Below are 25,118 nucleotides of genomic sequence, written 5' to 3'. Positions count from 1 at the left end.
CGACGGGGCCCTTCGTTATTCGTTCGCTTTTACACCCAACAGCCGAATTCCGTTCAGTGTGACCAAGACGGATGCTCCCATATCGGCTAAAATTGCCAGCCACAGTGTCAACCAGCCTGGAAAGACCGCAAGTATCGCAAGGAACTTTATGACCAGCGAGAACCAAATGTTTTGTCGTATGATTCGCAAAGCCGCTCGGCTCAAACGAATCGTAAACGGAAGCTTTGATAAATCGTCGGCCATTAGCGTGATGTCCGCTGTTTCCATCGCTGTGTCTGTGCCAACTCCACCCATGGCGATACCGATGGTTGCAGTCGCCAATGCTGGGGCGTCGTTGATACCATCACCGACCATGGCGACCTTGCCGTACTTGTCAAGGAACACCTTCAAAGCCTCTACTTTGTCCTGCGGTAGCAGTTCGGCACGAAAATCGTCAATTCCGATTGCAGAAGCAACTGCTCTTGCTGTCGCTTGGTTGTCGCCGGTCAGCATAATAGTGTGAGCAATGCCCAGTCTTTTCAAATCAGCGATGACAGTTGACGTAAGTTCACGAATTTCATCGGCCACACCGATGAGGCCAAAAAAGTCTTGTTTGGTGCCGACGACCATGACTGTCTTGCCTTCACTCTGAAGGGCGGATACCCTTGCGGACACTTCCTCGGAAGCTAAACCAAGCTCGTCGAACATTCGAAGGTTTCCGATGTATACCGTATCCCCATCAATAGCTCCCTGAACGCCCTGGCCAGGGAGTGCAGTAATACCATCTACGCCGGTTGTGTCCAGTGAATGTTCTTCGCCTGCTCGCACGATGGCCCTCGCCAGCGGATGTTCAGACCTTGCTTCCAGCTTGACCGCAGTCTGGAGAAGATCAAGTTCCGAATGAGAACCAAATGGAATCACGTCCGTAACAACAGGTTTTCCTTTCGTGAGCGTTCCCGTCTTATCAAACACAATGGCTCGGAGTGATCCGGCTTGTTCCAAGTAAATACCACCTTTGACAAGCACGCCATTTCTTGCAGCATTGCTGATGGCACTAACAATCGCCACTGGCGTGGACACCACTAGGGCACACGGGCACGATACAACCAACAACGCCAACCCCCGATAAACCCATGGACCCCAGTGATATCCGAGGAGTAAAGGGGGTACGAAGGTAATACCTACAGCTAAGGCTAGTACAATTGGTGTGTACACCTTAGCGAAGCGATCTACAAATGCCTGCGTCGGTGCCCGTTGGGTCTGAGCCTCCTCCACGAGGTGAATAATCTTTGCGATAGTCGTGTCCTCGACCCGCTTTGTCACCTCGATTTCAAGTGATCCAGTTGTGTTCAATGTGCCTGCAAATACTTCTGCGCCAGGTCCCTTTTCAGCAGGGACAGATTCACCAGTAATCGCCGCTTCGTTGATCGCCGATTCGCCTTTGAGAATCCGGCCGTCCATGGGAATCTTCTCGCCGGGACGAATAATCATGATGTCGCCGACTTCAACTTCGTCTACGGGAATTTCGACATCACCGGTGGGACGTTTGATTCGGGCCATTTTTGGCGTAATGTCCATCAAATCACGAATGGACTTTCTTGCCCGTTCCATACTCCATGCTTCAAGCAACTCGGAAATGGAATACAGGAAAGCAACCGTCGCTCCTTCTTCCCACTTGCCGATGGCCATGGCTCCAATGACAGCCGTAGTCATCAGCACACTCATGTTGAAGTCAAGACGGGGTATGGAGTAGAACGCTTTTTTGGCGTTTACCCATCCACCACTGACGATCGCAGCGATATAGAAAGGCAGGAACAGTTCCATGGGTGCTCCGAGTTTTTGCGATGCGTACCCGATAACTAAGGAGACCCCCGACAGAATGGCCCGAATCAGATCCCCGTTGATTTGTTTGACCGTAGCTCCTGCTACAGGGCGTTCGTTTTCCGGGAATATCCTGTAGTTTTCCTTTTTTCCTTCTTGTCGAATTTTATCGAGGTCCGCATTTCCCTCAACGATCAGTCTACCCGTAGTTGGGTTCAGGACGGCCCTGGTCACGCCAGGGAGAGCCGCTACGTTCTTTTCGAACTTGGTGGCACAGTCTAGACAGGTGATTCCTTCGACACGGAATACCGCTTTGTTCTTACGAAGTTGTTGCACTTCCGTGGTCACTCTGCGTCACCCCTTTGGCGTTCATCCATATGATGTAGGATTTCACGGATGAGATTCTTGATGTGCGAGTCTGACAATCGGTAAAACACCAGCTTTCCTTCTCTTCGATACTTGGCCAGCCCCATATGACTTAGTAAGCGTAGATGGTACGAAGCGGTCGCTTTACTAGCTCCGATTACCGCAGCGACATCGCACACACAGAGTTCGGATTCGTAGAGTGCATAGACGATTTTCGCACGTGTTTCGTCGGCCAAGGCCTTAAAAATTGGCACCATGTCGGGGACTGAATGTAACAGGGATTTAATTTGATTCACAGCTTCTTCGTTGACGCAATCGACTTCACATACGGGAACATCTTGTTCCAGCCGTAGTTCAGGTTCAGGGCACACCTGTATCACCTCAGTCAAATATAAGTTTGACCGTTTGACAGTATTGTATCCATCCGTGCTTCCGATGACAATCCATGTTAAGTGAGCTAATGTACATTGCTCGGTGCAGACTAAACCAGAGTTCCGTACGATGGAAAGAGCGTGCCAGACTAGACACCTCTGGCAGGCGGTGTGTAAGCGAGTTGCATGTGAAGGGGATGGGGTATTTGACCGGACACGTGACGGTCAAGCGCAGGCACGTCGAAGTAGAGCTGGCGGTCACGTATAACTGCAAGCGTAAAGTGGCCTTAGGCCGGATGGAGCTGGAAGTGCCGGATAGCGGCAGGCGTGTCCGAGGGCCAGGCGTTTGGGGAACAGGCTGTCCATAGTTTCGTCACACTTGAGACGTAAGACATCCATGTCGAACTTCGACGCCACGGGAGCATGAAAATGAGGAGATATTGCGATACGATCGCGTCAGCAGCCGCCAGAGCTCGTTTGACGGTGGTGCATAAAGCCCGATCGTAAGACGGAGCCGGCGACCTCGAGAACCACGGTTTGTCGCTCCCCTACGGGATGCACGCACAGTAGAATTCGGATCATCGGTCGCCACGCGGTTGCGATTGTTCGCTCGATGGAGGTGCCCGTGGAATGGAAGTCGTGCATGAACGTTGCTGCGGGCTGGATGTGCACAAGAAGAAGGTTGTTGCGTGTGTACTCACCCCTGAAGGCAAAGAGATTCGCACATTCGGCACGATGACGGAAGATCTCCAAGCGATGTGCCAATGGATTCGCCAACACGGCTGCACACATGTGGCGATGGAGAGTACCGGCGTGTACTGGAAACCGATTTACAACCTATTAGAGGACCAGGGGCTTGAAATTCTTGTAGTGAACGCACAGCACATCAAACAGGTACCCGGGCGTAAGACCGATGTCAAAGATGCGGAGTGGATCGCGCAGCTTCTGCAACATGGACTTCTGAAGGGCAGCTACATTCCCTCGCGTGAGCAACGAGAGTTGCGTGAGTTGATTCGTTACCGGAAGTCGCTCATTCGCGAGCGTGCGAGTGAAGTGAACCGACTCCAAAAAGTCCTAGAAGGCGCGAATATCAAGCTGGCATCGGTCGCTTCGGACGTGCTCGGTGCGAGCGGGCGTGCGATGCTGGAAGAACTCATCGCTGGGAACACCGACGAACAAAGCATGGCTGCTCTCGCGAAAGGCCGATTGCGGAACAAGACGAAGGAGCTTGAGCAGGCGCTCAAAGGCATTGTGCGTCCTCATCAGCGGAAGCTGCTGGCCATTCAGCTTCAACACATTGATGAGTTAGACGAGTTAATCGAGGAAGTGAGCGCCGAGATAGCGCGGCGGATGCGCCCTTTTGAAGAAGACCTGGCGCGTCTCGAGGGGATTCCGGGGGTTGGGCGAAAGGCGGCAGAAATGATTGTGGCGGAAGTCGGGACGGATATGAGTCGGTTTCCGACCGCAGCGCATCTGGCATCCTGGGCAGGACTGTGTCCCGGGAACCACGAGAGTGCGGGAAAACGATACAGTGGAAAAACACGCAAGGGTGACGGATGGTTGCGAGAAACGATGATCGAATGCGCACGCGCTGCCGCCCGAGGCAAAAACACCCGCCTTTCCGCCCGATATCACCGGATTGCTGCGCGCCGGGGAACGAAACGTGCAGCGGTCGCTCTGGCGCACACCCTGCTGGTCATCGTATACCACCTGCTTAAGCACAAGGTTGCCTATCAAGACCTGGGACCTGATTACTACGATCGGCAGAATCGAGAAACGTTGATTCGACGCCACGTGCATCGGCTGAAGCAATTGGGCGTACAAGTTGTCATCACTGGGGAAGCCTCCTGAATCAATATACATAAATAACCATTCGAGAACTGCACAAGAGGGAGTATTCTCTTTTTTGTCCATTTTCTCAGTAGCGTCAAATCCACCATACCTCGCAACTCCGGTCGAGGCCGGATAATGGTCTCAAACCAGACCGAGGAGGGTACTGTGGATGTCGAGGGCAGAGTTACGGAAGCTGCGGGAGCGGTGAGTTGCCGGGGTTCGGGAGAGGGGGTAGGAGGCGTCGTCACTGAAGGGTGTTTTCCAGCGCAGCGAAAGACGACTTGATGAACATTGAACTGTGTATGATGCGACGTGGGACTTCTACCATATTTTTCTATCGGACGTCGTAGACCATTCTGGATTCTATGGACAACCGCGGTACAACTTTGCCCGTGATACCGGACATGACCGCACCATATGGGCTTGATGAACGTGTTGAAATGGCCGCCAGAGAACTGCAAAACCTCGACTCGCCGGTGCGAATCTGGCTGGAGCCTCCACAAGAGTGCAAGCGTGACGCGGCCCCGGCAATACCTCAGCAATGGCACGGATTGTTCCGTGCAAGTTTACACTACAACATAACCATGCCGATTCCGATGAGGTTTGTTAGCAATCTTACACACATTGTGGTCGTGAGTGCGTCATCATGGTGACCGCGTGCGCCTGCGATATTGCAATGATTCTACCGATCTTCTGCCCAAACTTCTGCCGTTCTGTCCAGCACAAGGATGATTGGGGTAACACAGTGGATGTTGGACTGATTGTTTACCGGGAGAAACGGCACTGAGTAACACGAGGAATAACCAGCCGAACAAACTACCGAGAATTCCTAAACCGCGTATTGCGGGGGTTCGAATTCCTCAGGGTGCATCAGACGGCGCGGGTTTTCCGACCGCGTCATTTTGTATCTGCTCAAGAACTTCGCAAGCGTCAAACTGGGCACACCTCGTAACCCTCTGTCGAGACCGCATAATTGTCTCAAATTCGACCGAGGAGGATGCTGTGGGTGTCGCGGACAGAGTTACGAAAGCGGTGAGGAGCGGAGAGTTGCCGAGTTTCGGATCAGCGGGCACAGTCCGTCGTCAGGTGTGCCACGTATAGAATTTAGCCGCACCGTTCTGTCCGGCAGACCACTTGTGCGCCTTGTGCGCCTGTTGTGCGCCTAACTCACTAAAACTGACTCAAACACAGTTCAAGACAAACCCAAAAATCCTTGCCATTACTGGACTCATTGCACCTCGCTTCAACGGAGTAAAACAACATCCGCGCACTCGTAATGAGCAGGTCGTCGGTTCGAATCCGACAGGTGGCTCCAGAAAAACCGCGTAACGGCGCGGAAAATGAGCGAGGCTCCGAAGTGGTCGGAGCCTCGCTCCGCGTTGTGCGCCCGGCATGGGCGTTGTCTATACGGTGAAAGTCGGGAATGGTGAAGGTAGCAGTAGCCATTAGCTTAAGCCAAGGGTGTCCATCGCGAGGTGGAATCTGAAGGAAGGCGGCGGCAAACCTCCGGCCCGAGGGACACGAACCCCAAGTGAGGCTGGCGACAGTTGGGTGAGTCTGCCATACAAGACAAAGCCCTTGCTACCGAAGGCTGTCGAGAGTAAAGGGGGCGGGTATATGGAGGGAAAGACAACGCTCTTACCCGGGGAGGTCTGCCGGTACGCCAGCAAGTCTGGTAACCATCGTCATGAGGCGATGCTGAACGGCAGAAGTCAGCAGAGGCCATAGTACCTGCAAGGAGACGTCTGAACAGGGAAGGGCCGAACATGATTGTGAGGGTTGTTCATGGCAAGTTCGAGAGAGAAGCACAGACAGTCGAAAATCCCGAGAGGGTCTACAGTAGGCCCGGTGTGGGCTAGTGGCGAACAAAGCGTGTGTGGAGTTACGGAGTGTTCACCGGGAGCGGTGTTTTCGCGATCGTTTGGTTGGTGGACATGGGAACATGAGTTTGCGAACAATGAACTCTGTGAAGTCACGTGTGTGGTGGACGGAGGTCGTGCTGGGGCACGTGCCTCCGTCAACTCTTTATTGGATCATTCGCCGAGGACACCGGATGAAAGGTGTCACATCGGTTGTTTTAATTCTTGGGTGTGTAGTCGAAATAGTCCCCGAATTTGTAGAAACTTTCCTCGCCTCCTGATGAATCTGTGTTTTAGCCATCTCGAAATGGCCGAAAGCTGACGTTATTGCCTGTCCGAAAATTGCTGAGTAAAATGGCCGTATCCTAGGAAAGGAAAGACGCCCCTCTTTACGTGGTGCTGCGCCAACAGCATCACAAGGGGCGTCCCATCACTCGGATATGGTCAGTATATCAAACTTTAAGCTTGTTGAAAGCCACACCGCCGGTGTTTTTTGTCCGGAGTGCGGAGAATGTCCCCTGCCCTTGTTGCCAAGGTGAGCTTCGCGTCATCGGGAGTCGGAAAAGGACCTGGGTTCAGAGTTCCGGCAACAAGGTAAAACTCATCATCCGCCGACTGCGCTGCCGGGATTGCAACAAGATCCACCACGAACTGCCAAGCTTTCTGGTTCCCTATCGCCGCCACGAGGCACAGGTCATTGAGGATGCTGTCACGGATAAGGCGACGCCTGCCTGCGTTGAGGAATCAACGCTGCGGCGCTGGCGTCAGTGGTTTGAGGTCTTTGCCCCATATGCCGCCGGCTGCCTGGAGTCCATCGCTGACCGCTTCCAGTGGACTGTGGAGAGTTCGTCCGCTCATCCACAAACCGCACTCCATCGAATCGGACGGGTTGTTGGGCATCATCCCGGTTGGCTGGCGCGTGCTGTCCGACCGATTGCAAATCTACATTTGTGGAGACATACCCGTTCGGCGTGTTGATCCGCGTCTCGTCACTGTACGTTCATGCTGACCCTACCAAAATGGAGGTGGTTGGCATGAAAGATTCGAGGAAGGCGGAGGAAATCGCCGCAAATCGGGTGCAGATGCTGTCTCGGCTGCTTGCAGATGGCCTGGATGCAGGCCGTGCGCGACAGATCAGGGCTGAGATCTGCGCACAAACGGGTCTCTCAGAACGAACCATTCGTCGGTATCTGGCCCAGTACCGCAAGGAAGGTTTCGAGGGCCTCAAGCCAAAAGCCAAAGTGTATCAAAGACCAGACGCCATCCCGGAGTCGCTTCTGGAACAGGCCATCTTGCTGCGACGGGAGGTTCCCACGCGCAGCATCTCCCAAATCATTCAGATCCTTGAGTGGGAGGGGTATGCAAAGCCGGGCCAGATCAAGCGCAGCACCCTGCAGGAGAAGTTGGCAGAGCGGGGGTATAGCTCCCGTCAGATGCGGATGTACGCCGCAACCGGTACAGCCGCCCGCCGGTTTCAGCGTCGGCATCGAAATGAATTGTGGCAGTCGGACATCAAGTTCGGCCCGTATCTGCCCATCGGGCCTGGCGGCGCAAGGAAACAGGTCTACCTCGTCGTGTTCCTGGACGACGCCACGCGGTACGTACTCCATGCCGAGTTCTACCCCACCCTCGACCAGGCCATCGTGGAAGATTGTTTTCGCCAAGCCATCCAGAAATACGGCGCCCCGGATTCTGTGTACTTCGACAACGGAAAACAGTACCGAACCCGTTGGATGGCCCGGACCTGTTCCAAGCTTGGGATACGGCTCCTCTACACCAAGCCGTACGCTGCCGAGAGTAAGGGCAAGGTAGAGAAATTCAATCGGACGGTCGATTCATTTCTCAGCGAGATTGCCCTGGACAAACCGCAGACACTGGAAGAACTGAATCAGAAGTTCTCCGTATGGCTGTCGGAATGCTACCAGAACAAGCCGCACGCCGCGCTTTCCACAGACAATCAGTCCATAAGCCCAGAGACGGCGTACCGTAGTGACCGTAAGGCGCTGCGATTTGTCGAGCCGGAGGTCCTCGCCAATGCGTTCCTGCATGCCGAGACGCGCAAAGTGGACAAATCCGGGTGCATCAGTTTCATGGACCGGAAGTATGAGGTGGGGTTGTCGTTCATCGGTTGCACGGTGGACGTCATTTACGATCCGGCAGACATCAGCGAGGTGACCATCGAGTACGAGGGATATGAACCGTGGAAAGCTCGCCCCATGGTCATCGGTGAGCGGGCTGGCAAACGACCCAAGTTGCCGGAACACTTGGGGCCCCAACCAGCAGACGCCTCCAGGCTGCTGGGCGCTGCGCAAAAACAGCATGAGCAACGTCAACACAGACAGGCACGGGCCATCTCCTACACCTCCGCGTGGAACGAGGTGAAGGGAGATGTTTGAGTCATTCTACGAGTTTAGGCACACCCCGTTCGCCAGAAACATTCCGGCCGGAGAGCTCTACACATCGCCATCGTTGGAGGACACGCTGGGGCGGCTTTCCTACGCGGCGCAGCGGCAACTGTTCTGTGTCGTCACCGGGGACTGCGGAACGGGAAAGACCACGACCATTCGCCGTTTTGCGGAGACACTGGATAGTGCCAAGTACCAGGTCCTCTACCTGTCAGACTCGAAACTCACGCCTCGCCACTTCTACAAAGGACTGTTAGAGCAGCTCGGGTGTGAGTCCAAGTTCTACCGCGGCGACGCAAAGCGACAATTGCATCGCGAGATAGAACTCATGCGCGGCATTCACCACGTGCAGCCCGTTTGCGTCGTAGACGAAGCGTATTGAACCCGACTTTGTCAAGACAGATGGGATGGCTTTTAAGAGAGAAATGAGAGACTTGCAATTCAGATAAAAACCGTCTCACGCTGCGTTTTGTTGCATTTTCCAATTTCTGAATTCCAACGGCGAGCGATAACCTAGTGCGGAATGTGGTCGGTCCGTGTTGTAAAAGTGAATGTACGACTCAATCGCCGCTTTCGCCTCGGCAAAGCTGCTGTATTCCTGCAGCCAGACCTCCTCCTCCTTCAGCGACCGGAAGAATCGCTCGATGTATCCGTCAGCATCAGGGTTGTTGTACCCCGTCCGCTCGTGGTTGATTTGGCAGGCCTTCATCGCTTCGATGAACCGTCGACTCGTCATCTGGCAGCCATTGTCCGTTCGTAATGTCAAACCGGCACCTTGAACGCCATTCGGGAAGCGATAGTTCAGCGCCATATCCACAGCCTTCAGCAGGTCCTCCGTACGGCAGAACCGGGAAAACGAGTACCCCACAATCTCCCGGTCATAAGCGTCAATCACGGCAAACAGATATCCCCATCCGTCTTTCCCACACCACACCTTCGTCATGTCGCACTGGAAATGCTCGTTGGACCTGGTGACCGGTATCTTCCCTCGCCGTTTCGCTCGTGAAGCGCCCTTCCTCGGAGATTTCACCAGCAGCCCCATTTCCTTCATCAGCCGATACACCCGCTTATGGTTCACCCGCAGGTTGTATCGGCGACGCAGCATGACTTGGATTCGCCGGTATCCGTACGTGGGGAATTCTTCGCACAGTTTCCGAATCCACTGTTTGACCAGAGCGTCCTTGTCCACAGGAGGCCGGTTCGGCTTTGGCACAGGCGGCTTCAGCAAGCTGTAACAGTACGTCCGGTTCAGCCCTAACGCTTTTGCAATCACTGGGACCGGAAACCCTTCTTTGGCGAGCTGACAGACCAAAGAACGGCTATTTACTTCCGGCCCCAATTCGATTTTTTTCGCAACACATCCACCTGCATCGTAAGTTCACCGATCTTAGCCCGAGCCTCCTGCAACTCCTTCTCCAGCTCCTGCTCCCTCGTAGAGGGTCCGGACTGAAGTCCAGCCCGTCCACCAGCCAGGAACGCTTCACGCCACCTGTAATACAGACTCTGGGCCACGCCATGCCGCCGACATACCTCGCTGATGTTCGCACCGGGCATCATGCCCTCGAGCACGACGTTCATCTTTTCGTCCACTGTCCACTTACGTCCCGGCATCACAAACACCTCTGCTTCATCTTAACCCATCCCTTCTGTCTGGGTTGACTCTGGGGCAAGTATAGAAGCTCATCTTCTCGACCGAGAGATGTTGGAGGAGGTGCGCTTCCTGCTCAACTTCCGCATGGACGCGCAAAGCCCCATGGCGCTCATCCTGGTCGGGCAGAGCGAACTCTGGGAGCGTCTAAACCTCCAGGCGTACGCCGCCATCCGCCAACGAATCGACATACAGTGCAAGCTTCCGTATTACGACCGGGCAGAGGTCGGTGAGTACATCCGACGTCACCTGGCCTATGCCGGGGCCGAGCACGATATTTTCTCGGACAAGGCCATCGATGAGGTTTATCGATTCTCCAGTGGCGCAGCACGCATGATCAACAAGGTGTGCACGCACTGCCTCATGTACGGTGCCCAGACGAAGCACCGGATCATTGATGATCACATCGTGAATCTGGTCATACAGGGGGAGTTGACATGACCAGGCGAACTGCAAAGCGCGGCACCCTGCGTTACGACAGACAGTCGGACCGGTTCTCGGTTCAGTGTGGGGACGACTCCGTGTCTTTGCACTGTGGAGAAGTGATTGGTTTGCGAATAGGCAGGCAGTTTGTATGGGGACGGCTGGAGATGGACATGGCGGGCAGTTGGTGCATCATCTTTCCCGGGTCGACGGATGGCAAATCAACGGTGCTCACGTTAAGAAAAGCGGCAACCTACGACGCCAAGATCTATGTGTAAACTGCAGTGGCAGCGGGGCAACTCGGATGAGTTGCCCCGTTCATCCGCCATGGCCACCGAATCCGCCAGTTTCCGGACAACAAACACCGTCAACTTATGGCCATTATACGTTGGCTGTAACAAATCTGTCATCATCGTGAATCGCCCAGTAACGAATCTTGACACTCTAGTTATTCTTACCCTCCATGATAATTAATAATAATCCAGTAATAATGCACCTTGCGAGTGGTACCACTCATTTGTGTTCTGTCGTTCTTTAATGACAACGCCCACAACCGCAAGCATGTTCGTATCCACGTGCTTCTTGGACGGCTTCCCAACCTTCTTTGACAACGAAGTAGACCAACGCCAAGGCAGCGATTGAATCAACCCACCACCAGCCGAACAATGCGGTCAAGACCACGCCACCCAGAACGGTCCAAGCCATATAAGCACAGACCATGCTGCACGCCCCGTCTGAGCGTAACGCCTTACTGCCGATTTCAGAACCAATCCGTTTTTTGGCACGGGATAGATAAGGCATGATGATACCCGAAGCAATCGCTAAGCTGATACCAACATAACTTGATTCCGCACCTTGATGTGTCCACAGCTTGTCAACGGAAGCCACCACGATGTAGACTGCAAGCATCAGCAAAGCAATCCCAACAACCCATGATGACACCTTTTCCGCCTGTTTTACCCGTGCCAGGCTTACCCTGTTCGCTTCAATCGTCAATCTCCAAAGCAAAACCCCACCCGCAATAAGTTCGATTACGCTGTCTGTACCGAAGGCGACCAAGGATAAAGCATGAGCAATGATACCCGAACCAATCGCGACCCCTGCTTCAATGATCATCCAAACAACCGAAATAAGCTCAATGATGACACCTTTTTTCACGGAAGCGGCGTGTGAAGACATCGGATTCACTCTCCCAGATTAGCGATGATGGTCATGGATACCATCGTTTTTGCAAAGTAATGATTCATCGTGCAGATGCGTGGGATCTTCGGTTTGGATGCGTATTGAACCCGACTTTGTCAAGACAGATGGGATGGCTTTTAAGAGAGAGATGAGAGACTTGCAATTCAGATAAAAACCGTCTCACGCTGCGTTTTGTTGCATTTTCCAATTTCTGAATTCCAACGGCGAGCGATAACCTAGTGCGGAATGCGGTCGATCCGTGTTGTAAAAGTGAATGTACGACTCAATCGCCGCTTTCGCCTCTGCAAAGCTGCTGTATTCCTGCAGCCAGACCTCCTCCTCCTTCAGCGACCGGAAGAATCGCTCGATGTGTGCGTCAGCATCGGGGTTGTTGTACCCCGTCCGCTCGTGGTTGATTTGGCAGACCTTCATCGCTTGGATGAACCGTCGACTCGTCATCTGGCAGCCATTGTCCGTTCGTAATGTCAAACCGGCACCTTGAACGCCGTTCGGGAAGCGATAGTTCAGCGCCATATCCACAGCCTTCAGCAGGTCCTCCGTACGGCAGAACCGGGAAAACGAGTACCCCACAATCTCCCGGTCATAAGCGTCAATCACGGCAAACAGATATCCCCATCCGTCTTTCCCACACCACACCTTCGTCATGTCGCACTGGAAATGCTCGTTGGACCTGGTGACCGGTATCTTCCCTCGCCGTTTCGCTCGTGAAGCGCCCTTCCTCGGAGATTTCACCAGCAGCTCCATTTCATTCATCAGCCGATACACCCGCTTATGGTTCACCCGCAGGTTGTATCGGCGACGCAGCATGACTTGGATTCTCCGATATCCGTACGTGGGGAATTCTTCGCACAGTTTCCGAATCCACTGTTTGACCAGAGTGTCCTTGTCCACAGGAGGCCGCTTCGGCTTTGGCACAGGCGGCTTCAGCAAGCTGTAACAGTACGTCCGGTTCAGCCCTAACGCTTTTGCAATCACTGGGACCGGAAACCCTTCTTTGGCGAGCTGACAGACCAAAGAACGGCTATTTACTTCCGGCCCCAATTCGATTTTTTTCGCAACACATCCACCTGCATCGTAAGTTCACCGATCTTAGCCCGAGCCTCCTGCAACTCCTTCTCCAGCTCCTGCTCCCTCGTGGAGGGTCCGGACTGAAGTCCAGCCCGTCCACCAGCCAGGAACGCTTCACGCCACTTGTAATACAGACTCTGGGCCACTCCATGCCGTCGACATACCTCGCTGATGTTGGCACCGGGCATCATGCCCTCGAGCACGATGTTCATCTTCTCGTCCACTGTCCACTTACGTCCCGGCATCATAAACACCTCGTCTTCACTCTAAATTCTAACCTCTCCCTTCTGTCTGGGTTGACTCTGGGGCAAGTATAAGCGTTACAAAATCACACCCGAAAAATTGAAGGCTCAGTTCATAGATGAGGACATTACCTCACGTACAGTAGAGGAATATGAGGACTGGCTCAATACGCGCGCACACCGATTGGTAGAGGCTGGGAACGAATTTTTGGCCGAGCTAAAGGGCGGCGCTGATGTTTGAGGCGAAGACTTGTCGTACGCGGTGTCCCCACGGCCATTTGGGAGTCACTTTGGGTGTCAACTCATCGAAAATCGCCTTTCTTCAGGTCCGCTCTCCGTAGAACACAAGTGCCGAAATCCTAATCAGGACAAGGCTTTTCAGATTTGTGCGCCTTGTGCGCCTTCAAAGTTGCCACGGTGTTGGGTGTTATGACTACACTTCTTCGGGACTTTGCGGTCTTTCCCTCGCCCATGCACAATTTTGGCCGTCCAGTGCTCAGGGCTTTGTTGATCTGGATTACGCCGTTCTCCAGGTCTACGTCATCCCATGTTAATGCCAGCGCCTCTCCTGGCCTCATCCCCGTGCCGAGCAGCAGCAGGAAGTACGCACCGTAACGATTGCCCTGTATGGCTACGATGAACTTGCTGCCTTCTTCCGGTGATAACGGCCGCATCTCGCGGCGCGGGACTTTCGGTGGCTCAGCCAGGGAAGCACCATTACGGGCCACCGATCCCCATTTCTCAGCTTGAGACAAGGCGGAATGCAATATGGCATGACATTTTCGCGCGATGTGCGGTCCGTTGTTTGTTTCGATGTCGTTATACGCTTTCTGAACCTGGTGTGGCCTTAATTCGGAGAGCTTGATATGACCAATGCGGGGGACGAGGTACTGAGATGTTGCAATCTCATAATCATCTCGGGTTCGCTCACGAATCCTTCTGGAAGCCACATCATACCGCTTTCTGATATACTCCCTCTCGACCATCTCGAGCACATTCCTTTCTCCTGCCCCCAGAGGTTCGAACCAAACTCAGGGTACAGGAAAAGGACGTGGCGGGTTGTTCAACTTTGTGGTTGTCAATGTACCCCCACGTGGTCGCGCGAAGTCCGAATGCCATTTTGCCCAGGGTGCCCTGTGTGCTCAAGATCTCCATCAGAGCGAAGTAGAGCCATTCGAACGCGCCGATGAACAGGGATGCCGCTCGCTTGAACACGCTTGCAGGATCAACGCGGGGATGATGAAGACGAGGCCGTCGATGATGTAGGCCAATATCCGGATCCAAACCCCGCCGTAACAGGCCCTAGGCACCACACCGTACGGGGCCGAAAACGGCGCACTGACCGACGGGATGACGGGTTCTTGCGGCGGGACTTCTGCCGCGGCGGTCTGCGACACCATGGGCCGGCCGAAGTGCTCGCAGAACTGGTTCGCGTCGGTTACATTACGGCCATCCGATGAATACGATGACCTAAAAGGGGAAGGGCTCACTTTGCGACAGATGGGAGGATGAGCGGTGGAGCTCGCCCAGCAAAGAGTGCTGGTCACCGGGGCAGATGGGTTCATCGGCTCACACCTGGTTGAAGAACTGATCCGTGTGGGTGCTGACGTGAGAGCGTTCGTTTTTTACAATGCCTTTAATTCGTTTGGGTGGCTTGATCACCTGCCGAATCCCATCAAATCACAGGTCGACATCGTCTCAGGAGACATACGCGATCCGTACGTAGTCAGAGAGGCGCTTCGTGGTCGGGACATTGTCTTTCACTTGGCTGCATTGGTTGGGGTGCCGTACTCTTTTCACGCGCCGCAGACGTACGTGGACACGAACATCAAGGGCACATTGAACGTTCTCCAAGCAGCTCGCGAGCTGGAGGTCAAGCGGGTCATTCACACTTCAACCAGTGAAGTTTACGGCACCGCTCGATTTGTGCCGATCACCGAGGAACATCCCTTGCACGGTCAATCACCCTATGCGGCCACCAAGATCGCAGCGGACCAGTTGGCGTTGTCTTTTTACCATGCGTTCGGCGTACATGTTTCCATCATTCGCCCTTTCAACACATACGGTCCCAGGCAGTCTCTGCGAGCCGTCATACCGACCATCATCGCGCAAATGGCGACAGGGGCGAGGAGGATTAAACTGGGGTCCCTTCGGCCCACCCGCGACTTTACGTATGTGAAAGACACGGTCCGCGGATTCACCGCGATGGCGCAGTCGGACTCATCTGTTGGCCAAGTGATAAACATTGGCAGCAACTATGAGATCTCAATTGGCGATCTCGTGCAATTGATCACTGAGGTGATGGGGGTTGAAGCGGAAGTGGAAGTGGACACGGATCGACTGCGCCCGTTGACCAGCGAGGTGGAACGCCTATGGGCGGATAACTCGAAAGCCCGACAACTCCTCGGCTGGACTCCTGAATACCACGGGCGCGATGGATTGAAGCATGGCTTGCGGGAAACGGTGGCATGGTTTACGGATCGAGCAAATCTTCGCGGCTATAAGCCGTATATGTACAACCTATGATCAAAGCGCAAATGATCAACGACATCTTGTGCCGGTTGCGGAGTGTTCTTCCCAACACGGATACGCAGATAGCCCTGCACGAGCCTGATTTCGACGGAAGAGAGTGTGTATTTATCAAAGAGTGCCTGGATCGGCGTTGGGTGTCTTCCGTCGGTGGGTTTGTCGAGCGATTTGAGGCTGACTTGGCGTCATACACGGGTGTCAAGCATGCTATCGCCACGGTGAATGGCACAGCCGCGTTGCACATTTGCTTGCTCGTCGCGGGTGTCGAACCAGGCGATGAGGTGTTGGTTCCCGCGCTGACGTTCGTGGCCACAGCCAACGCGGTCTCGTATTGTGGCGGCATCCCTCACCTGGTCGATTGCTCGGAAGAAACACTGGGCATGGACCCGACGAAGCTGGAATCTTACCTCCAGGACGTGGCTGAGATTCGACCGGACGGCTGTTGGAATCGTATGAGTGGACGGCGGATGAAAGCCCTGGTGCCGATTCACACGTTTGGGCATCCGGTGGATTTAGACCCGCTCGCAGAGTTGTGCCGCCGGTACAAATTGCAACTTATTGAAGATGCAGCGGAGGCGTTGGGCAGCTTCTATAAAGGCCGCCACACTGGGAATTGGGGGAAAATGTCTGCCTTGAGCTTCAACGGAAACAAGATCGTGACGACTGGTGGAGGGGGAGCGATTCTCACAAACGACGACGAATTGGCGCGCATGGCAAGGCATCTCACCACGGTGGCGAAGTTACCGCATCCATGGAAGTTCGTCCATGATCAGATTGGGTACAATTACCGGATGCCGAATCTGAACGCGGCCTTGGGAATTGCGCAATTGCAGCGCTTGCCAGACTTGCTGCGTCGTAAGCGCGAACTGGCGTCCGCGTATCACAAGGCATTTGACGGGGCTCAAGGTTATCGTTGTTTCAAGGAACCACCATTTGCAACGAGCAATTACTGGCTCAACGCATTGATTTTGGACGAATCGTTTGCAGACTGCTTCGACGAATTGCTCGAGCGCACGAATCGTGAGGGTATCATGACACGGCCGTTTTGGACGCCCCTGCATCAGTTGGAGATGTACAAAAATTGTCCACGCATGGATCTGTCTGTGGCAGAGAGTTTGGCAGGGCGGACGGTGAATCTACCAAGCAGTTCGTTTCTGGGAGGATTTCATGGCGAAGGCTAGCATCTGTGTGGTCACAGGTAGCCGCGCAGAGTACGGTTTGTTGTACGGCGTGATGCGAGAGGTCGAGGCGGACCCAGAGCTTGACCTGCAAGTTGTCGCGACAGGCATGCACCTCTCACCGGAATTCGGCTTGACGGTCCAATCCATTCAGGCAGATGGGTTTGAAATGACAGAACAGATCGAGATGCTTGTGTCGAGTGATACTCCGGTCGGTATGACCAAATCTATCGGCCTTGGGGTGATTGGGTTTGCGGACGCCCTGCAGAGGCTGCGTCCGGATATCGTCATCGTACTTGGGGATCGTTTTGAAATATTCGCTGCGGCACTGGCCGCGTACATTGCGCGCATACCCATCGCGCACATCGGGGGAGGAGACGTGACCGAGGGAGCTCTTGATGAAGCCATCCGGCACAGCATTACGAAGATGGCATCCCTTCATTTCGTGACGAATGAGGCCTCGCGTCGGCGCGTGTGTCAACTCGGTGAGGATCCAGCCCGTGTCTTCAATGTCGGTCACCCTGGTATCGATCGCATTGTGCGGTTGACGCTGCTGTCTCGAGATGAGCTGGAACGCGCGTTGGGGTTTCGCTTTTTATCACGAAACCTCCTGGTGACATTCCATCCAGTCACGCTGGGAAACAGGGATTCGACGGCAGAGTTTGCCGAACTGCTGGACGCACTGGACCAGCTTGGAGAGAAAACGGGCATCTTGTTCACCAAGCCGAACGCGGACCCCCATGGACGCAGGCTCGCCGAAATGGTCGACGAATTTGTACGCGACCACCCAAATGCCAAAGCTTATTCTTCACTCGGGCAACAGTACTATTTCAGCGTCGTCAAGTGGGTCGACGCGGTGGTCGGGAATTCTTCCAGCGGCATTTGTGAGGTTCCTGCCTTAGGGAAGCCGACAGTGGACATCGGAGATCGACAGAAAGGAAGGCTGAGAGGAAATTCGGTCATTCATTGTGAAGCCCGCAGAGAGGCGATTCTCCGGGCCATTGAGGCGGCTTACCAATTCGATGGTTCAAATGTAGAGAACCCGTACGGCGACGGAACAAGCAGCCAAAAAATAGTACAGGAGTTAAGGCGTCACTTGCAGTCTGGACAGAGCCAGCCCAAACACTTTTACGAGGTGGGAAGCTAAATGGCCCATTCGCGCACCTTGATTGTGGCTGAGATTGGTGTCAACCACAACGGCTCGTTGGATTTGGCCAAGCAGCTGGTCGATGCCGCAGTCGCAGCGGGAGCAGATGCGGTGAAATTTCAAACCTTTCTATCAGAAAATTTGGTGCGCACTGATGCACCCAAACCTGAGTATCAAAGACAGACGACAGCCGCGAACGAATCCCAGTATGACATGCTGCGCAGAGTCCAACTGTCCGCCGAAGCGTATCGACAATTGCATGCCCACTGTCGACACCAGCGAATTGGCTTTCTGTCGACACCGTTCGACAACGAAAGCGTAGACTTGTTGGTCCGCGATCTCGGTGTCTCCATGCTCAAAATTTCGTCAGGGGATGTCACGAACGCGCCCTTGTTGTTGAAAGCTGCGCAATCTCAGCGGAAGCTAATTCTGTCCACCGGAATGTGCACACTAGGAGAAGTTGAACAGGCCCTGGCGGTACTCGCTTTTGGATTTACGCAACCGCCTGGCGCTCGGCCCAGTTTATCTGAAATGCGTCGCGCGTACAGTTCTGAGGCGGGTCAGCGGGCACTGGCGGAACGGGTGATCCTGTTACACGCCACGTCGGAATACCCTGCCCCATTTCGGGATGTGAACTTACGCGCCATGGACACCCTGGCTGCAGCATTCCAACTCCCCGTCGGACTGTCTGACCATACGCCTGGCATCGCGGTGGCGGTTGCGGCGGTCGCGCGGGGAGCCGTCGTGATCGAAAAGCACCTCACACTAGACCGGAGAATGGAAGGACCGGACCACCGAGCGTCTTTGGAGCCGGATGAGTTTCACACTTTGGTTCAGGCCGTCAGACAAGTGGAGGATGCGTTGGGATCGCCCGCCAAACTGCCCACGATGGGGGAGCAAAAAACCGCTGAGTTGGTTCGCCGGAGCATTGTGGCGGCTCGCCTCATTCAAACCGGAGAGGTGTACTCCGAAGACAATCTTGCCGTCAAACGGCCTGGCCATGGTTTGTCTCCCATGTATTACTGGGAGTTGATTGGCAAGACAGCGGCGAAAACCTTTCACAAGGACGAGATGATCCGGTGAATATCGCCATTTTCGGCGCTTCCGGACTGGCGGTGGAAGTGGCTGACATCTGCCGGGAAATCGGATATGGCGGCGTGATACTCATTGACAGGGACAAGAGGACGGGCGAGGTTTCCGGATTTCCCGTCACTGCCGAGGATCAAGTGCGTGCATTGGCTGATGTCGCCTACCATTTTGTCATCGCCATTGGGCGTCCCGAGATTCGCCGGCGCATTTATCACCGATATCCAGATATCCGGTATGTGAATGTCATTCACCCTGCGGCCACGTTCGGTCGACGCCAAAGGTCGGAACTTGAACGAAAGATGGGCAACATTGTCTTTGCGGGGGTTCGGATGACGAGCGACATTCGGTGTAGTCATTTTGGCATCTACAATCAGAATTGCACCATCGCTCACGACTGCATCGTGGAAGATTACGTGACGATTGGGCCGGGAGCGAATATTTCCGGAAATGTCCATCTGAAGGAAGGCGCGTACATCGGAACGGGTGCCGTCGTGTTACAGGGTTCATCTCCCGAAAAGAGGATGATCATTGGCAAATATGCCACGGTCGGGGCGGGGGCCGTAGTGACCCGAGATGTTCCAGACCATCAAGTGGTCAAGGGCGTACCCGCCAGGTGACGGTCGCGATTTGGCTGACACCCGTTACCAGGCATGCAATCCGCCATCCACGATGAGGTTATGACCTGTCACGTAACTGGAAGCCTCCGATGCCAAGAAGAGAACCGCACCGACAAGTTCACGGGGTTGCGCCATGCGATGCATCGGGACCCGATGGGCGTAATTCTTGACAAACTGATGGTTCTGCCCGCTTTCCACGCCGCCAGGGATCAGCGTGTTGACGCGAATGCCATGCTTCGCCCAGCGCGTCGCCAAATACTTCGTCAAGCCGATGACGCCCGCTTTCGTCGCGGCATACACGGCCGGTGTGTTGATGGCACCTCCCAGGTAGTTTGATCCCTCGTATATACGGTCGTCCGGCCCCATCAGACCGTATATGGAGGAAGTTTGTATGATCGATCCTCCCCTCCCTTGTTCAATCATGTGCTTTCCGACGGCCTGCGCCACCAAGAACATACCGTCGAGGTTCACCGACGTCACTTTTCGCCACTGCTCCAGTGTATAGTTTTCGAATGGCGCAAAAAACGCCTGCAAGTCGTTTGATTTGCTCGCCGCGTTGTTTACAAGGATCTGGATGGGACCCAGCTCCTTCGCGACCGTCTGCACCATGCGCTGAACAGACAATGGACTAGAGACGTCGCACGGAACCCCGATGCAGAGCGTTCCATATCGTTGTTCGAGTTCCTTGGAAAATTGTTCAACCTCTGCTTCATTCAAGTCAATGACTGCGACACGTGCCCCAAATTCGGCTAACCCGGCGCAAAAGTGGCGGCCCAAAATCCCCAATCCGCCCGTTACAATCGCAGTTTTCGCGGACAAGTCAAACAGGTCGCGGTATGTCTCTATCCTCATGGGTTCACCCTTCTTTTACTGAGTACATACTCCACCAGGTCAAAATCCAATCGTGTATCGATGTCGAGCGATCTCTCCGCCGGCATGACGTACAACAGCGTTCGCGGGTTGAACAAGGTGCCGCAGTCAAAGAGGCTGTCGCGTTGCCAAACGTACACCGATGCGTTGAGGTCGTAGGTGACCGGGGCGTCTTGCCGTCTGGTGACGGATGCGGCGGGGGGCTTCACCAATGCCACGGTTCCGTCCTTCGTCACCTCGACCATATTAAAATAGGGAGATCTCCGAGAGGGGGTACATGACAACACATTCTGGGCGTCTGATTGTTCCAAGAGACAGACGGCTGCGGCGATGTCGTCCACCGTTCGTAATGGTGAGGTGACATCCAGGTCGACGACGGTATCGAACCGGTAGCCGACGATCCGCTCCACTTCCTCCACACAGTGTTGTATTGCGGGCAGTTTGGGTGCGTCGTCACAGGCCAGCTCGGGGGGACGCAGGACCAGTTGTCGGACGCCGTACGCCTCCGCGATGCGCAGGATATGGTCAGAGTCGCTGCTCACCGCGATCTCGTCAAACAGCTCGGAGCACTGAGCTTGCAAAACGGAATGGGCGATGAGCGGTTTGCCCAACAGGTTTCGGATATTCTTGTCAGGTACCCCTTTCGACCCAGCCCGCGCGCAGATGGTGCAGATCCTTTTCATCGTGTCATCCACCTGCCTTCGCTGATGGACTGTTCCGCGTTCAGGATCAGGTTGAGCGTTTCCTGTGCTTCCGAAACGGAGCAGAGTGTGGTGAAGTCACCCGCAAGCAGCGCCTGGTGCTGTGCCAGATACGTTGCGTCAAGGTCACACGGGTACGTCTCAGTGCAGTCATCGGTTTGCAGCGTGTTCTGGACCAAGTCTGCCCGATACGTATGAGCATCCGTGTTGATGAGGATCTCTCGTCTCCGGTTCCGGTCTAGATAATTCATCTGTATGTTCACGATGGGGCAATCGTTCGTGCTCATCAGAAGCGAAACGGCGTCCTCGCTGTCGATCTCCAGGTGGCTGTAGTGCCCGCCGACGGCCACAACCCTCGTCCATGTTCCAAACAACCATTGGGTATAGTCGAGTTCATGGCTGAGGTCACGGAGTACACCTCCCCCATCTGCGCGCCTTGCAGAGTAGCAGTCCCGGTAGTCGCCAGGACGCCAGGCCGGGAGGTATTGTCCCGCGTACACTTGGACGGAGATGACAGATTGTGACCGCAGTCGCTGTTTGAGCTGATGCAGTACCGGGTGGAACCTGAGATTGTACCCCACGAACACCTTTTGTTGATGAAGAGGCAGATGGTGCGGTTTGTCGAATAACGGTTTCTCAACCAGGATGGGTCCATCGTGGCCAAAGGCAAGCAGTCCGGCCAACGTATCGTAGTGTTCGGATGTTCGATTTGCAATGATCACGTATTCAGGCTTGAATTCTTGCAGCGCTTCGGCCATGGTCCGATACGCTGGGAAAGGAATGACATCCTGACGGCTGACCACGGCGACCCGGCATCCCAGTTCGAGGAGGATGCGGCAATGACGTTGTCCAATCGATCCAAATCCGATGACGAGTGTTTTCATAGGAACACCTCACCGTATTCTTGATTGGCCCGTACGTAATCGTCCATTCTTCCGATGTCCAGCCAGTATTCCCGGACCGGAAAGACATGGACAGGGGACTTTTGTGAGGCGAGTCGGTGGAATAACGACGTCATATCGATGTAGGTATCCTTCTCCAGGAGCCTCAACACCTCTGGTGCGATGACGTAGATACCCGCATTGACAAACATGCGTTGCACCGGTTTTTCCTCCATACCGAGGAAGTGGTGTCCATCGATGTGCACAACGCCATATGGGATCGCATGGACGTGTTCTCGGATGCACATGGTCGCGATGCTTTGATTTTCGGTATGAAACGCGAGCAAATGACCAAAGTCGACGCTGGTGAGCAGATCACCATTCATCACGAGGATGGGCCGCGCCGGCTCGTGCGGAAGGAGAGAGAGCGCACCCGCGGTGCCGAGACGCTTCTGTTCTCGAAGGTACTCGATACGCACGCCCCATTTACTGCCGTCGCCAAAATAACTCTCGATCATTTCCGCCCTGTAGTTCACCGAAAAGAAAAAGCGATGAAACGAGTGGGCGATGAGAGATTCCAAAATGATTTCGAGAATCGGCTTCGGCCCGACTTTGAGCAAAGGTTTTGGGCATGTATCCGTAAGCGGAGCCAGCCTGGTACCCAGTCCTCCCGCCATGATGACAACCCAGTTCTCCCGTTTCGGAGAATCGACGTAGTCTTCGAACATCTCCAGGCCGATGACACGTCGTCCGCCATCCACGACGGGAATGCGGCGGACTCCTTGACCAAGCATCAGGGCATAAATGGTTTGTGAAGGCGTGCCCTGGGCGACCACGGTGGGGTACATGTTCATAATGGAGCGGACCGGCTCATTCAAGCCAACGCCTCGTAAGATAGCCCGCCGCACGTCTCCGTCCGTCACGGTTCCCATCAACCGTGAGTTGTCATCCACAACCAGAGCGATCTGCCGTGCATCCGCGTCGATGATCTGGATGGTTTCTTGCAACGAAGTCGTCGGAGCTATCATGATGTGGCTGCACATTCTCACAATCCATCACTCCGCTTGTTCAAGCTGTAGAATAGACAAGCGAGCCCTGGAGAACTCTCCAGGGCAAAAATCACGAAAGCGAAGTTCCGAATTATACATGGCCTTGTGCGAACGTTTCCAGCGTGCTGCCTGTCGCATTTGCCTTTTTCGACGCAATGCGCGCGTACTTGGTGAACCGTCCTGGCGTAAAGGTGAAGATTTTCCCGGTTGTAAGGGTCTGCACCACTGAGCCGGGGTCATCATACCAGTTGGTTCCATCTGCGCTCAGCTGGATTTTCGCGTTAATGCTACCTGAAGCGCCTGCGTTACGCACCGTGAACGTAAATGCAGACAGTTGAAGAACGTTTTGCGTAAATCCAAAACCATAGGTTGTACTAGACGAAACCACGCGTGTAGAAACCACGCTTACGGTTGCGCGGCCACCCAGTTTCACGAACGGTGCGGTGGACGCGATGGATTGGACCAGAGTTACCCGCAGGAGAGAAGCCAGCGATTGGAAGACCCGTGCCCTCAAATTGGATTGTGCCGACTGGAAGACGCGTGCCTGCAAGTTGGACTGCGCCGTCTGGAAGACGCGTGCCTGCAAGTTGGACTGCGCCGACTGGAAGACGCGTGCTTGCAAGTTGGACTGCGCCGTCTGGAAGACGCGTGCCTGCAAGTTGGACTGCGCCGTCTGGAAGACGCGTGCTTGCAAGTTGGACTGCGCCGTCTGGAAGACGCGTGCTTGCAAGTTGGACTGTGCCGTCTGGAAGACGCGTGCCTGCAAGTTGGACTGCGCCGTCTGGAAGACGCGTGCTTGCAAGTTGGACTGTGCCGTCTGGAAGACGCGCGTGTGCAGATTGGATGCTGCAGATTGGAACACTTGGGCTTTGAGAGACGACGCGACTTCTGAAAACACTTTGGTAGACAACGATATTCATCTCCTTGGGCAGTGTGGAATTGGGTATGAATGGTGGTCACCGGTCTTCGATACATCACTCCCCTTTTCTTTTAATGCAGGATGGGGTGTGCAGTCGGTTGAGCATGTCAGCCGACGAGCGAACCTTCGACATATTGTACGAGGGACTTGCATGGACGACACAGGCACCTGGCTTAAGCGAACGCACATTTTCCGTAGGGGAGATTGGAAGCGGTCTTTATACGATCGTGCCGCGTAGGCGAACCAACTTTTCTTAGCGCAGAATTTGGGCTTGAAATACGATGCGCAGCTTGGTGGTCTTTTCTGGGTCAGCACAACGGTACAGTAGTCGTACAAACTTGGAGAAACGCAGTGGGGTAACCACCGTGGTCTGGTTCGATCGGATGGTCAGGATGCCTTCAAGGTCATCCGCCAAACTCTCATGGTCGGTTCCGACCTGCACAAACACCTGGGCATCGGCGTCCCCCGTGTTGTGAATCAGATATACGTACTGAACCGCATGGCTGATATCCTCCAACGGGAGAGGAACAAACTCGTCCGTCGCCAACACTGTGTAGCGCTGTTCGAGGAAAATGAGCGCGCTTCGGCGCGCACGGATCTTCGGACGAGTCACGAGTCTTCCCTTTTTGTCGACTTTCACCGGAAGCGCTTTTCGGCCGTGACACCCATAGATCACCACGCGCGATAGGCGCTTGCTGGTTTTTACAACCGGGACCGCAGGGCAGTCGCCATGCGATTGCGTCCGGGCCGACGTGGGGTTCCTGCCTGTCTCGGATACCTGAACGTTTGAGCCAAGACACTGGGGCTTCCGATTCGTTTTGCGCATGCCATAGGCATGGACAAGTATCTTATTTTTGGAACTCACAACAGCGTCGTCCTCTCCTCCGAGATATTCAGCATAATGCGCACGTCTCTGCACC

25 protein-coding genes are annotated in these 25,118 nt (G+C 54.5%); 11 read left to right on the top strand and 14 right to left on the bottom strand.

Annotated elements, in window-relative coordinates; translation table 11 throughout:
* Positions 1 to 15: 15 nt before the first annotated feature.
* Together N687_RS0104595 and N687_RS22835 are read right to left on the bottom strand one after the other, a co-directional pair.
* The gene (locus N687_RS0104595) at positions 16 to 2,148 is read right to left on the bottom strand and encodes a heavy metal translocating P-type ATPase (protein ID WP_035462055.1); all 2,133 of its coding nucleotides are present in this window, start codon (positions 2,146 to 2,148) and stop codon (positions 16 to 18) included.
* Positions 2,145 to 2,513 (bottom strand): ArsR/SmtB family transcription factor, encoded by a 369-nt coding sequence (locus N687_RS22835; RefSeq protein WP_029420736.1) that lies wholly within the window; start codon positions 2,511 to 2,513, stop codon positions 2,145 to 2,147. Before N687_RS22835 ends, N687_RS0104595 begins: the two co-directional genes overlap by 4 nt.
* 654 nt (positions 2,514 to 3,167) lie before the next feature.
* On the opposite strand from N687_RS22835, the gene N687_RS0104585 reads away from it, so the two are divergent.
* The 4 genes from N687_RS0104585 (at position 3,168) to N687_RS0104570 (ending at position 9,016) form a co-directional block, all read left to right on the top strand.
* On the top strand, positions 3,168 to 4,388 hold the full coding sequence (locus tag N687_RS0104585) for an IS110 family transposase (protein ID WP_029419937.1): 1,221 nt from the start codon (positions 3,168 to 3,170) through the stop codon (positions 4,386 to 4,388).
* 2,234 nt (positions 4,389 to 6,622) lie between these two features.
* Positions 6,623 to 7,207 (top strand): DUF6431 domain-containing protein, encoded by a 585-nt coding sequence (locus N687_RS24620; RefSeq protein ID WP_331280124.1) that lies wholly within the window; start codon positions 6,623 to 6,625, stop codon positions 7,205 to 7,207.
* Positions 7,208 to 7,263: 56 nt separating this feature from the next.
* Positions 7,264 to 8,625, top strand: a complete 1,362-nt coding sequence (locus tag N687_RS0104575; protein ID WP_029420735.1) for a DDE-type integrase/transposase/recombinase — start codon at positions 7,264 to 7,266, stop codon at positions 8,623 to 8,625.
* Complete coding sequence (locus tag N687_RS0104570; protein WP_029420734.1) at positions 8,618 to 9,016, top strand: ATP-binding protein; 399 nt, start codon at positions 8,618 to 8,620, stop codon at positions 9,014 to 9,016. The genes N687_RS0104575 and N687_RS0104570 overlap by 8 nt, the downstream gene beginning before the upstream one ends.
* A 75-nt stretch (positions 9,017 to 9,091) precedes the next feature.
* Here N687_RS0104570 and N687_RS0104565 read toward each other — a convergent pair whose 3' ends face one another.
* Together N687_RS0104565 and N687_RS0104560 are read right to left on the bottom strand one after the other, a co-directional pair.
* On the bottom strand, positions 9,092 to 9,946 hold the full coding sequence (locus N687_RS0104565) for an IS3 family transposase (protein ID WP_035461954.1): 855 nt from the start codon (positions 9,944 to 9,946) through the stop codon (positions 9,092 to 9,094).
* 11 nt (positions 9,947 to 9,957) lie between these two features.
* Positions 9,958 to 10,245: a transposase gene (locus N687_RS0104560; RefSeq protein ID WP_029419945.1), complete on the bottom strand. Its 288-nt coding sequence runs from the start codon at positions 10,243 to 10,245 to the stop codon at positions 9,958 to 9,960.
* 100 nt (positions 10,246 to 10,345) lie between these two features.
* Between N687_RS0104560 and N687_RS0104555 the strand changes: the two genes are divergently transcribed.
* Positions 10,346 to 10,723, top strand: a complete 378-nt coding sequence (locus N687_RS0104555) for an ExeA family protein (protein ID WP_231493397.1) — start codon at positions 10,346 to 10,348, stop codon at positions 10,721 to 10,723.
* Positions 10,720 to 10,983 carry a DUF5348 domain-containing protein gene (locus N687_RS0104550; protein ID WP_029420732.1) on the top strand — a complete coding sequence of 88 codons (264 nt, stop codon included), beginning with the start codon at positions 10,720 to 10,722 and terminating at the stop codon, positions 10,981 to 10,983. The genes N687_RS0104555 and N687_RS0104550 overlap by 4 nt, the downstream gene beginning before the upstream one ends.
* A gap of 256 nt (positions 10,984 to 11,239) precedes the next feature.
* Here N687_RS0104550 and N687_RS0104545 read toward each other — a convergent pair whose 3' ends face one another.
* The 4 genes from N687_RS0104545 to N687_RS0104530 all read right to left on the bottom strand — a co-directional run bounded on the left by N687_RS0104545 (position 11,240) and on the right by N687_RS0104530 (position 14,204).
* On the bottom strand, positions 11,240 to 11,884 hold the full coding sequence (locus N687_RS0104545; protein WP_029420731.1) for a cation diffusion facilitator family transporter: 645 nt from the start codon (positions 11,882 to 11,884) through the stop codon (positions 11,240 to 11,242).
* Between the two features lie 183 nt (positions 11,885 to 12,067).
* Positions 12,068 to 12,922 (bottom strand): IS3 family transposase, encoded by an 855-nt coding sequence (locus tag N687_RS0104540; protein ID WP_035462054.1) that lies wholly within the window; start codon positions 12,920 to 12,922, stop codon positions 12,068 to 12,070.
* An 11-nt stretch (positions 12,923 to 12,933) separates the two neighbouring features.
* The gene (locus tag N687_RS0104535) at positions 12,934 to 13,221 is read right to left on the bottom strand and encodes a transposase (protein WP_029420729.1); all 288 of its coding nucleotides are present in this window, start codon (positions 13,219 to 13,221) and stop codon (positions 12,934 to 12,936) included.
* A 356-nt stretch (positions 13,222 to 13,577) separates the two neighbouring features.
* Positions 13,578 to 14,204: a tyrosine-type recombinase/integrase gene (locus N687_RS0104530; protein WP_231493581.1), complete on the bottom strand. Its 627-nt coding sequence runs from the start codon at positions 14,202 to 14,204 to the stop codon at positions 13,578 to 13,580.
* A 529-nt stretch (positions 14,205 to 14,733) separates the two neighbouring features.
* Between N687_RS0104530 and N687_RS0104525 the strand changes: the two genes are divergently transcribed.
* Genes N687_RS0104525 through N687_RS0104505 form a run of 5 tightly spaced genes read left to right on the top strand, consistent with a single transcriptional unit; the run spans position 14,734 to position 19,778 of the window.
* Positions 14,734 to 15,744, top strand: coding sequence for an NAD-dependent 4,6-dehydratase LegB (locus N687_RS0104525; protein WP_029420727.1), 1,011 nt, complete (start codon positions 14,734 to 14,736; stop codon positions 15,742 to 15,744).
* Positions 15,741 to 16,928 carry a LegC family aminotransferase gene (locus N687_RS0104520; RefSeq protein ID WP_029420726.1) on the top strand — a complete coding sequence of 396 codons (1,188 nt, stop codon included), beginning with the start codon at positions 15,741 to 15,743 and terminating at the stop codon, positions 16,926 to 16,928. Before N687_RS0104525 ends, N687_RS0104520 begins: the two co-directional genes overlap by 4 nt.
* Positions 16,915 to 18,072: a UDP-N-acetylglucosamine 2-epimerase gene (neuC, locus tag N687_RS0104515; protein ID WP_029420725.1), complete on the top strand. Its 1,158-nt coding sequence runs from the start codon at positions 16,915 to 16,917 to the stop codon at positions 18,070 to 18,072. Before N687_RS0104520 ends, neuC begins: the two co-directional genes overlap by 14 nt.
* Positions 18,073 to 19,155: an N-acetylneuraminate synthase gene (gene neuB / locus N687_RS0104510; protein ID WP_029420724.1), complete on the top strand. Its 1,083-nt coding sequence runs from the start codon at positions 18,073 to 18,075 to the stop codon at positions 19,153 to 19,155.
* Entirely contained in the window at positions 19,152 to 19,778 is a 627-nt protein-coding gene (locus tag N687_RS0104505) for a NeuD/PglB/VioB family sugar acetyltransferase (RefSeq protein WP_029420723.1), read from the top strand. The genes neuB and N687_RS0104505 overlap by 4 nt, the downstream gene beginning before the upstream one ends.
* Before the next feature lie 24 nt (positions 19,779 to 19,802).
* On the opposite strand, the gene N687_RS0104500 is transcribed toward N687_RS0104505, so the two are convergent.
* The 6 genes from N687_RS0104500 to N687_RS0104475 all read right to left on the bottom strand — a co-directional run bounded on the left by N687_RS0104500 (position 19,803) and on the right by N687_RS0104475 (position 24,811).
* Entirely contained in the window at positions 19,803 to 20,630 is an 828-nt protein-coding gene (locus N687_RS0104500; protein WP_029420722.1) for an SDR family oxidoreductase, read from the bottom strand.
* Positions 20,627 to 21,331 (bottom strand): cytidylyltransferase domain-containing protein, encoded by a 705-nt coding sequence (locus tag N687_RS0104495; RefSeq protein WP_029420721.1) that lies wholly within the window; start codon positions 21,329 to 21,331, stop codon positions 20,627 to 20,629. The genes N687_RS0104500 and N687_RS0104495 overlap by 4 nt, the downstream gene beginning before the upstream one ends.
* Positions 21,328 to 22,233, bottom strand: coding sequence for a Gfo/Idh/MocA family protein (locus tag N687_RS0104490; RefSeq protein WP_029420720.1), 906 nt, complete (start codon positions 22,231 to 22,233; stop codon positions 21,328 to 21,330). The genes N687_RS0104495 and N687_RS0104490 overlap by 4 nt, the downstream gene beginning before the upstream one ends.
* Positions 22,230 to 23,273, bottom strand: a complete 1,044-nt coding sequence (locus N687_RS0104485) for a nucleotidyltransferase family protein (protein ID WP_029420719.1) — start codon at positions 23,271 to 23,273, stop codon at positions 22,230 to 22,232. Before N687_RS0104485 ends, N687_RS0104490 begins: the two co-directional genes overlap by 4 nt.
* Positions 23,274 to 23,370: 97 nt before the next feature.
* Positions 23,371 to 24,189: a DUF6385 domain-containing protein gene (locus N687_RS0104480; protein ID WP_029420718.1), complete on the bottom strand. Its 819-nt coding sequence runs from the start codon at positions 24,187 to 24,189 to the stop codon at positions 23,371 to 23,373.
* A 262-nt stretch (positions 24,190 to 24,451) separates the two neighbouring features.
* Positions 24,452 to 24,811: a DUF6385 domain-containing protein gene (locus N687_RS0104475; protein ID WP_029420717.1), complete on the bottom strand. Its 360-nt coding sequence runs from the start codon at positions 24,809 to 24,811 to the stop codon at positions 24,452 to 24,454.
* Positions 24,812 to 25,118: the final 307 nt, after the last annotated feature.

The organism is Alicyclobacillus macrosporangiidus CPP55, assembly GCF_000702485.1.
GTDB lineage: Bacteria > Bacillota > Bacilli > Alicyclobacillales > Alicyclobacillaceae > Alicyclobacillus_H > Alicyclobacillus_H macrosporangiidus_B.
This window is presented reverse-complemented; position numbering and strand designations above follow the sequence as displayed.

What these genes read in the sequence shown, in the direction of transcription:
- neuB (WP_029420724.1), top strand. Translation starts at nt 18,073, where the DNA reads ATGGCCCATTCGCGCACCTTGATTGTGGCTGAGATTGGTGTCAACCAC.
- N687_RS0104520 (WP_029420726.1), top strand. Translation starts at nt 15,741, where the DNA reads ATGATCAAAGCGCAAATGATCAACGACATCTTGTGCCGGTTGCGGAGT.
- N687_RS0104550 (WP_029420732.1), top strand. Translation starts at nt 10,720, where the DNA reads ATGACCAGGCGAACTGCAAAGCGCGGCACCCTGCGTTACGACAGACAG.
- N687_RS0104545 (WP_029420731.1), bottom strand. Translation starts at nt 11,884, where the DNA reads ATGTCTTCACACGCCGCTTCCGTGAAAAAAGGTGTCATCATTGAGCTT.
- N687_RS0104530 (WP_231493581.1), bottom strand. Translation starts at nt 14,204, where the DNA reads ATGGTCGAGAGGGAGTATATCAGAAAGCGGTATGATGTGGCTTCCAGA.
- N687_RS0104490 (WP_029420720.1), bottom strand. Translation starts at nt 22,233, where the DNA reads ATGAAAACACTCGTCATCGGATTTGGATCGATTGGACAACGTCATTGC.
- N687_RS0104570 (WP_029420734.1), top strand. Translation starts at nt 8,618, where the DNA reads ATGTTTGAGTCATTCTACGAGTTTAGGCACACCCCGTTCGCCAGAAAC.
- neuC (WP_029420725.1), top strand. Translation starts at nt 16,915, where the DNA reads ATGGCGAAGGCTAGCATCTGTGTGGTCACAGGTAGCCGCGCAGAGTAC.
- N687_RS0104500 (WP_029420722.1), bottom strand. Translation starts at nt 20,630, where the DNA reads ATGAGGATAGAGACATACCGCGACCTGTTTGACTTGTCCGCGAAAACT.
- N687_RS0104560 (WP_029419945.1), bottom strand. Translation starts at nt 10,245, where the DNA reads ATGCCGGGACGTAAGTGGACAGTGGACGAAAAGATGAACGTCGTGCTC.
- N687_RS0104575 (WP_029420735.1), top strand. Translation starts at nt 7,264, where the DNA reads ATGAAAGATTCGAGGAAGGCGGAGGAAATCGCCGCAAATCGGGTGCAG.
- N687_RS0104585 (WP_029419937.1), top strand. Translation starts at nt 3,168, where the DNA reads ATGGAAGTCGTGCATGAACGTTGCTGCGGGCTGGATGTGCACAAGAAG.
- N687_RS0104535 (WP_029420729.1), bottom strand. Translation starts at nt 13,221, where the DNA reads ATGCCGGGACGTAAGTGGACAGTGGACGAGAAGATGAACATCGTGCTC.
- N687_RS0104495 (WP_029420721.1), bottom strand. Translation starts at nt 21,331, where the DNA reads ATGAAAAGGATCTGCACCATCTGCGCGCGGGCTGGGTCGAAAGGGGTA.
- N687_RS0104485 (WP_029420719.1), bottom strand. Translation starts at nt 23,273, where the DNA reads ATGTGCAGCCACATCATGATAGCTCCGACGACTTCGTTGCAAGAAACC.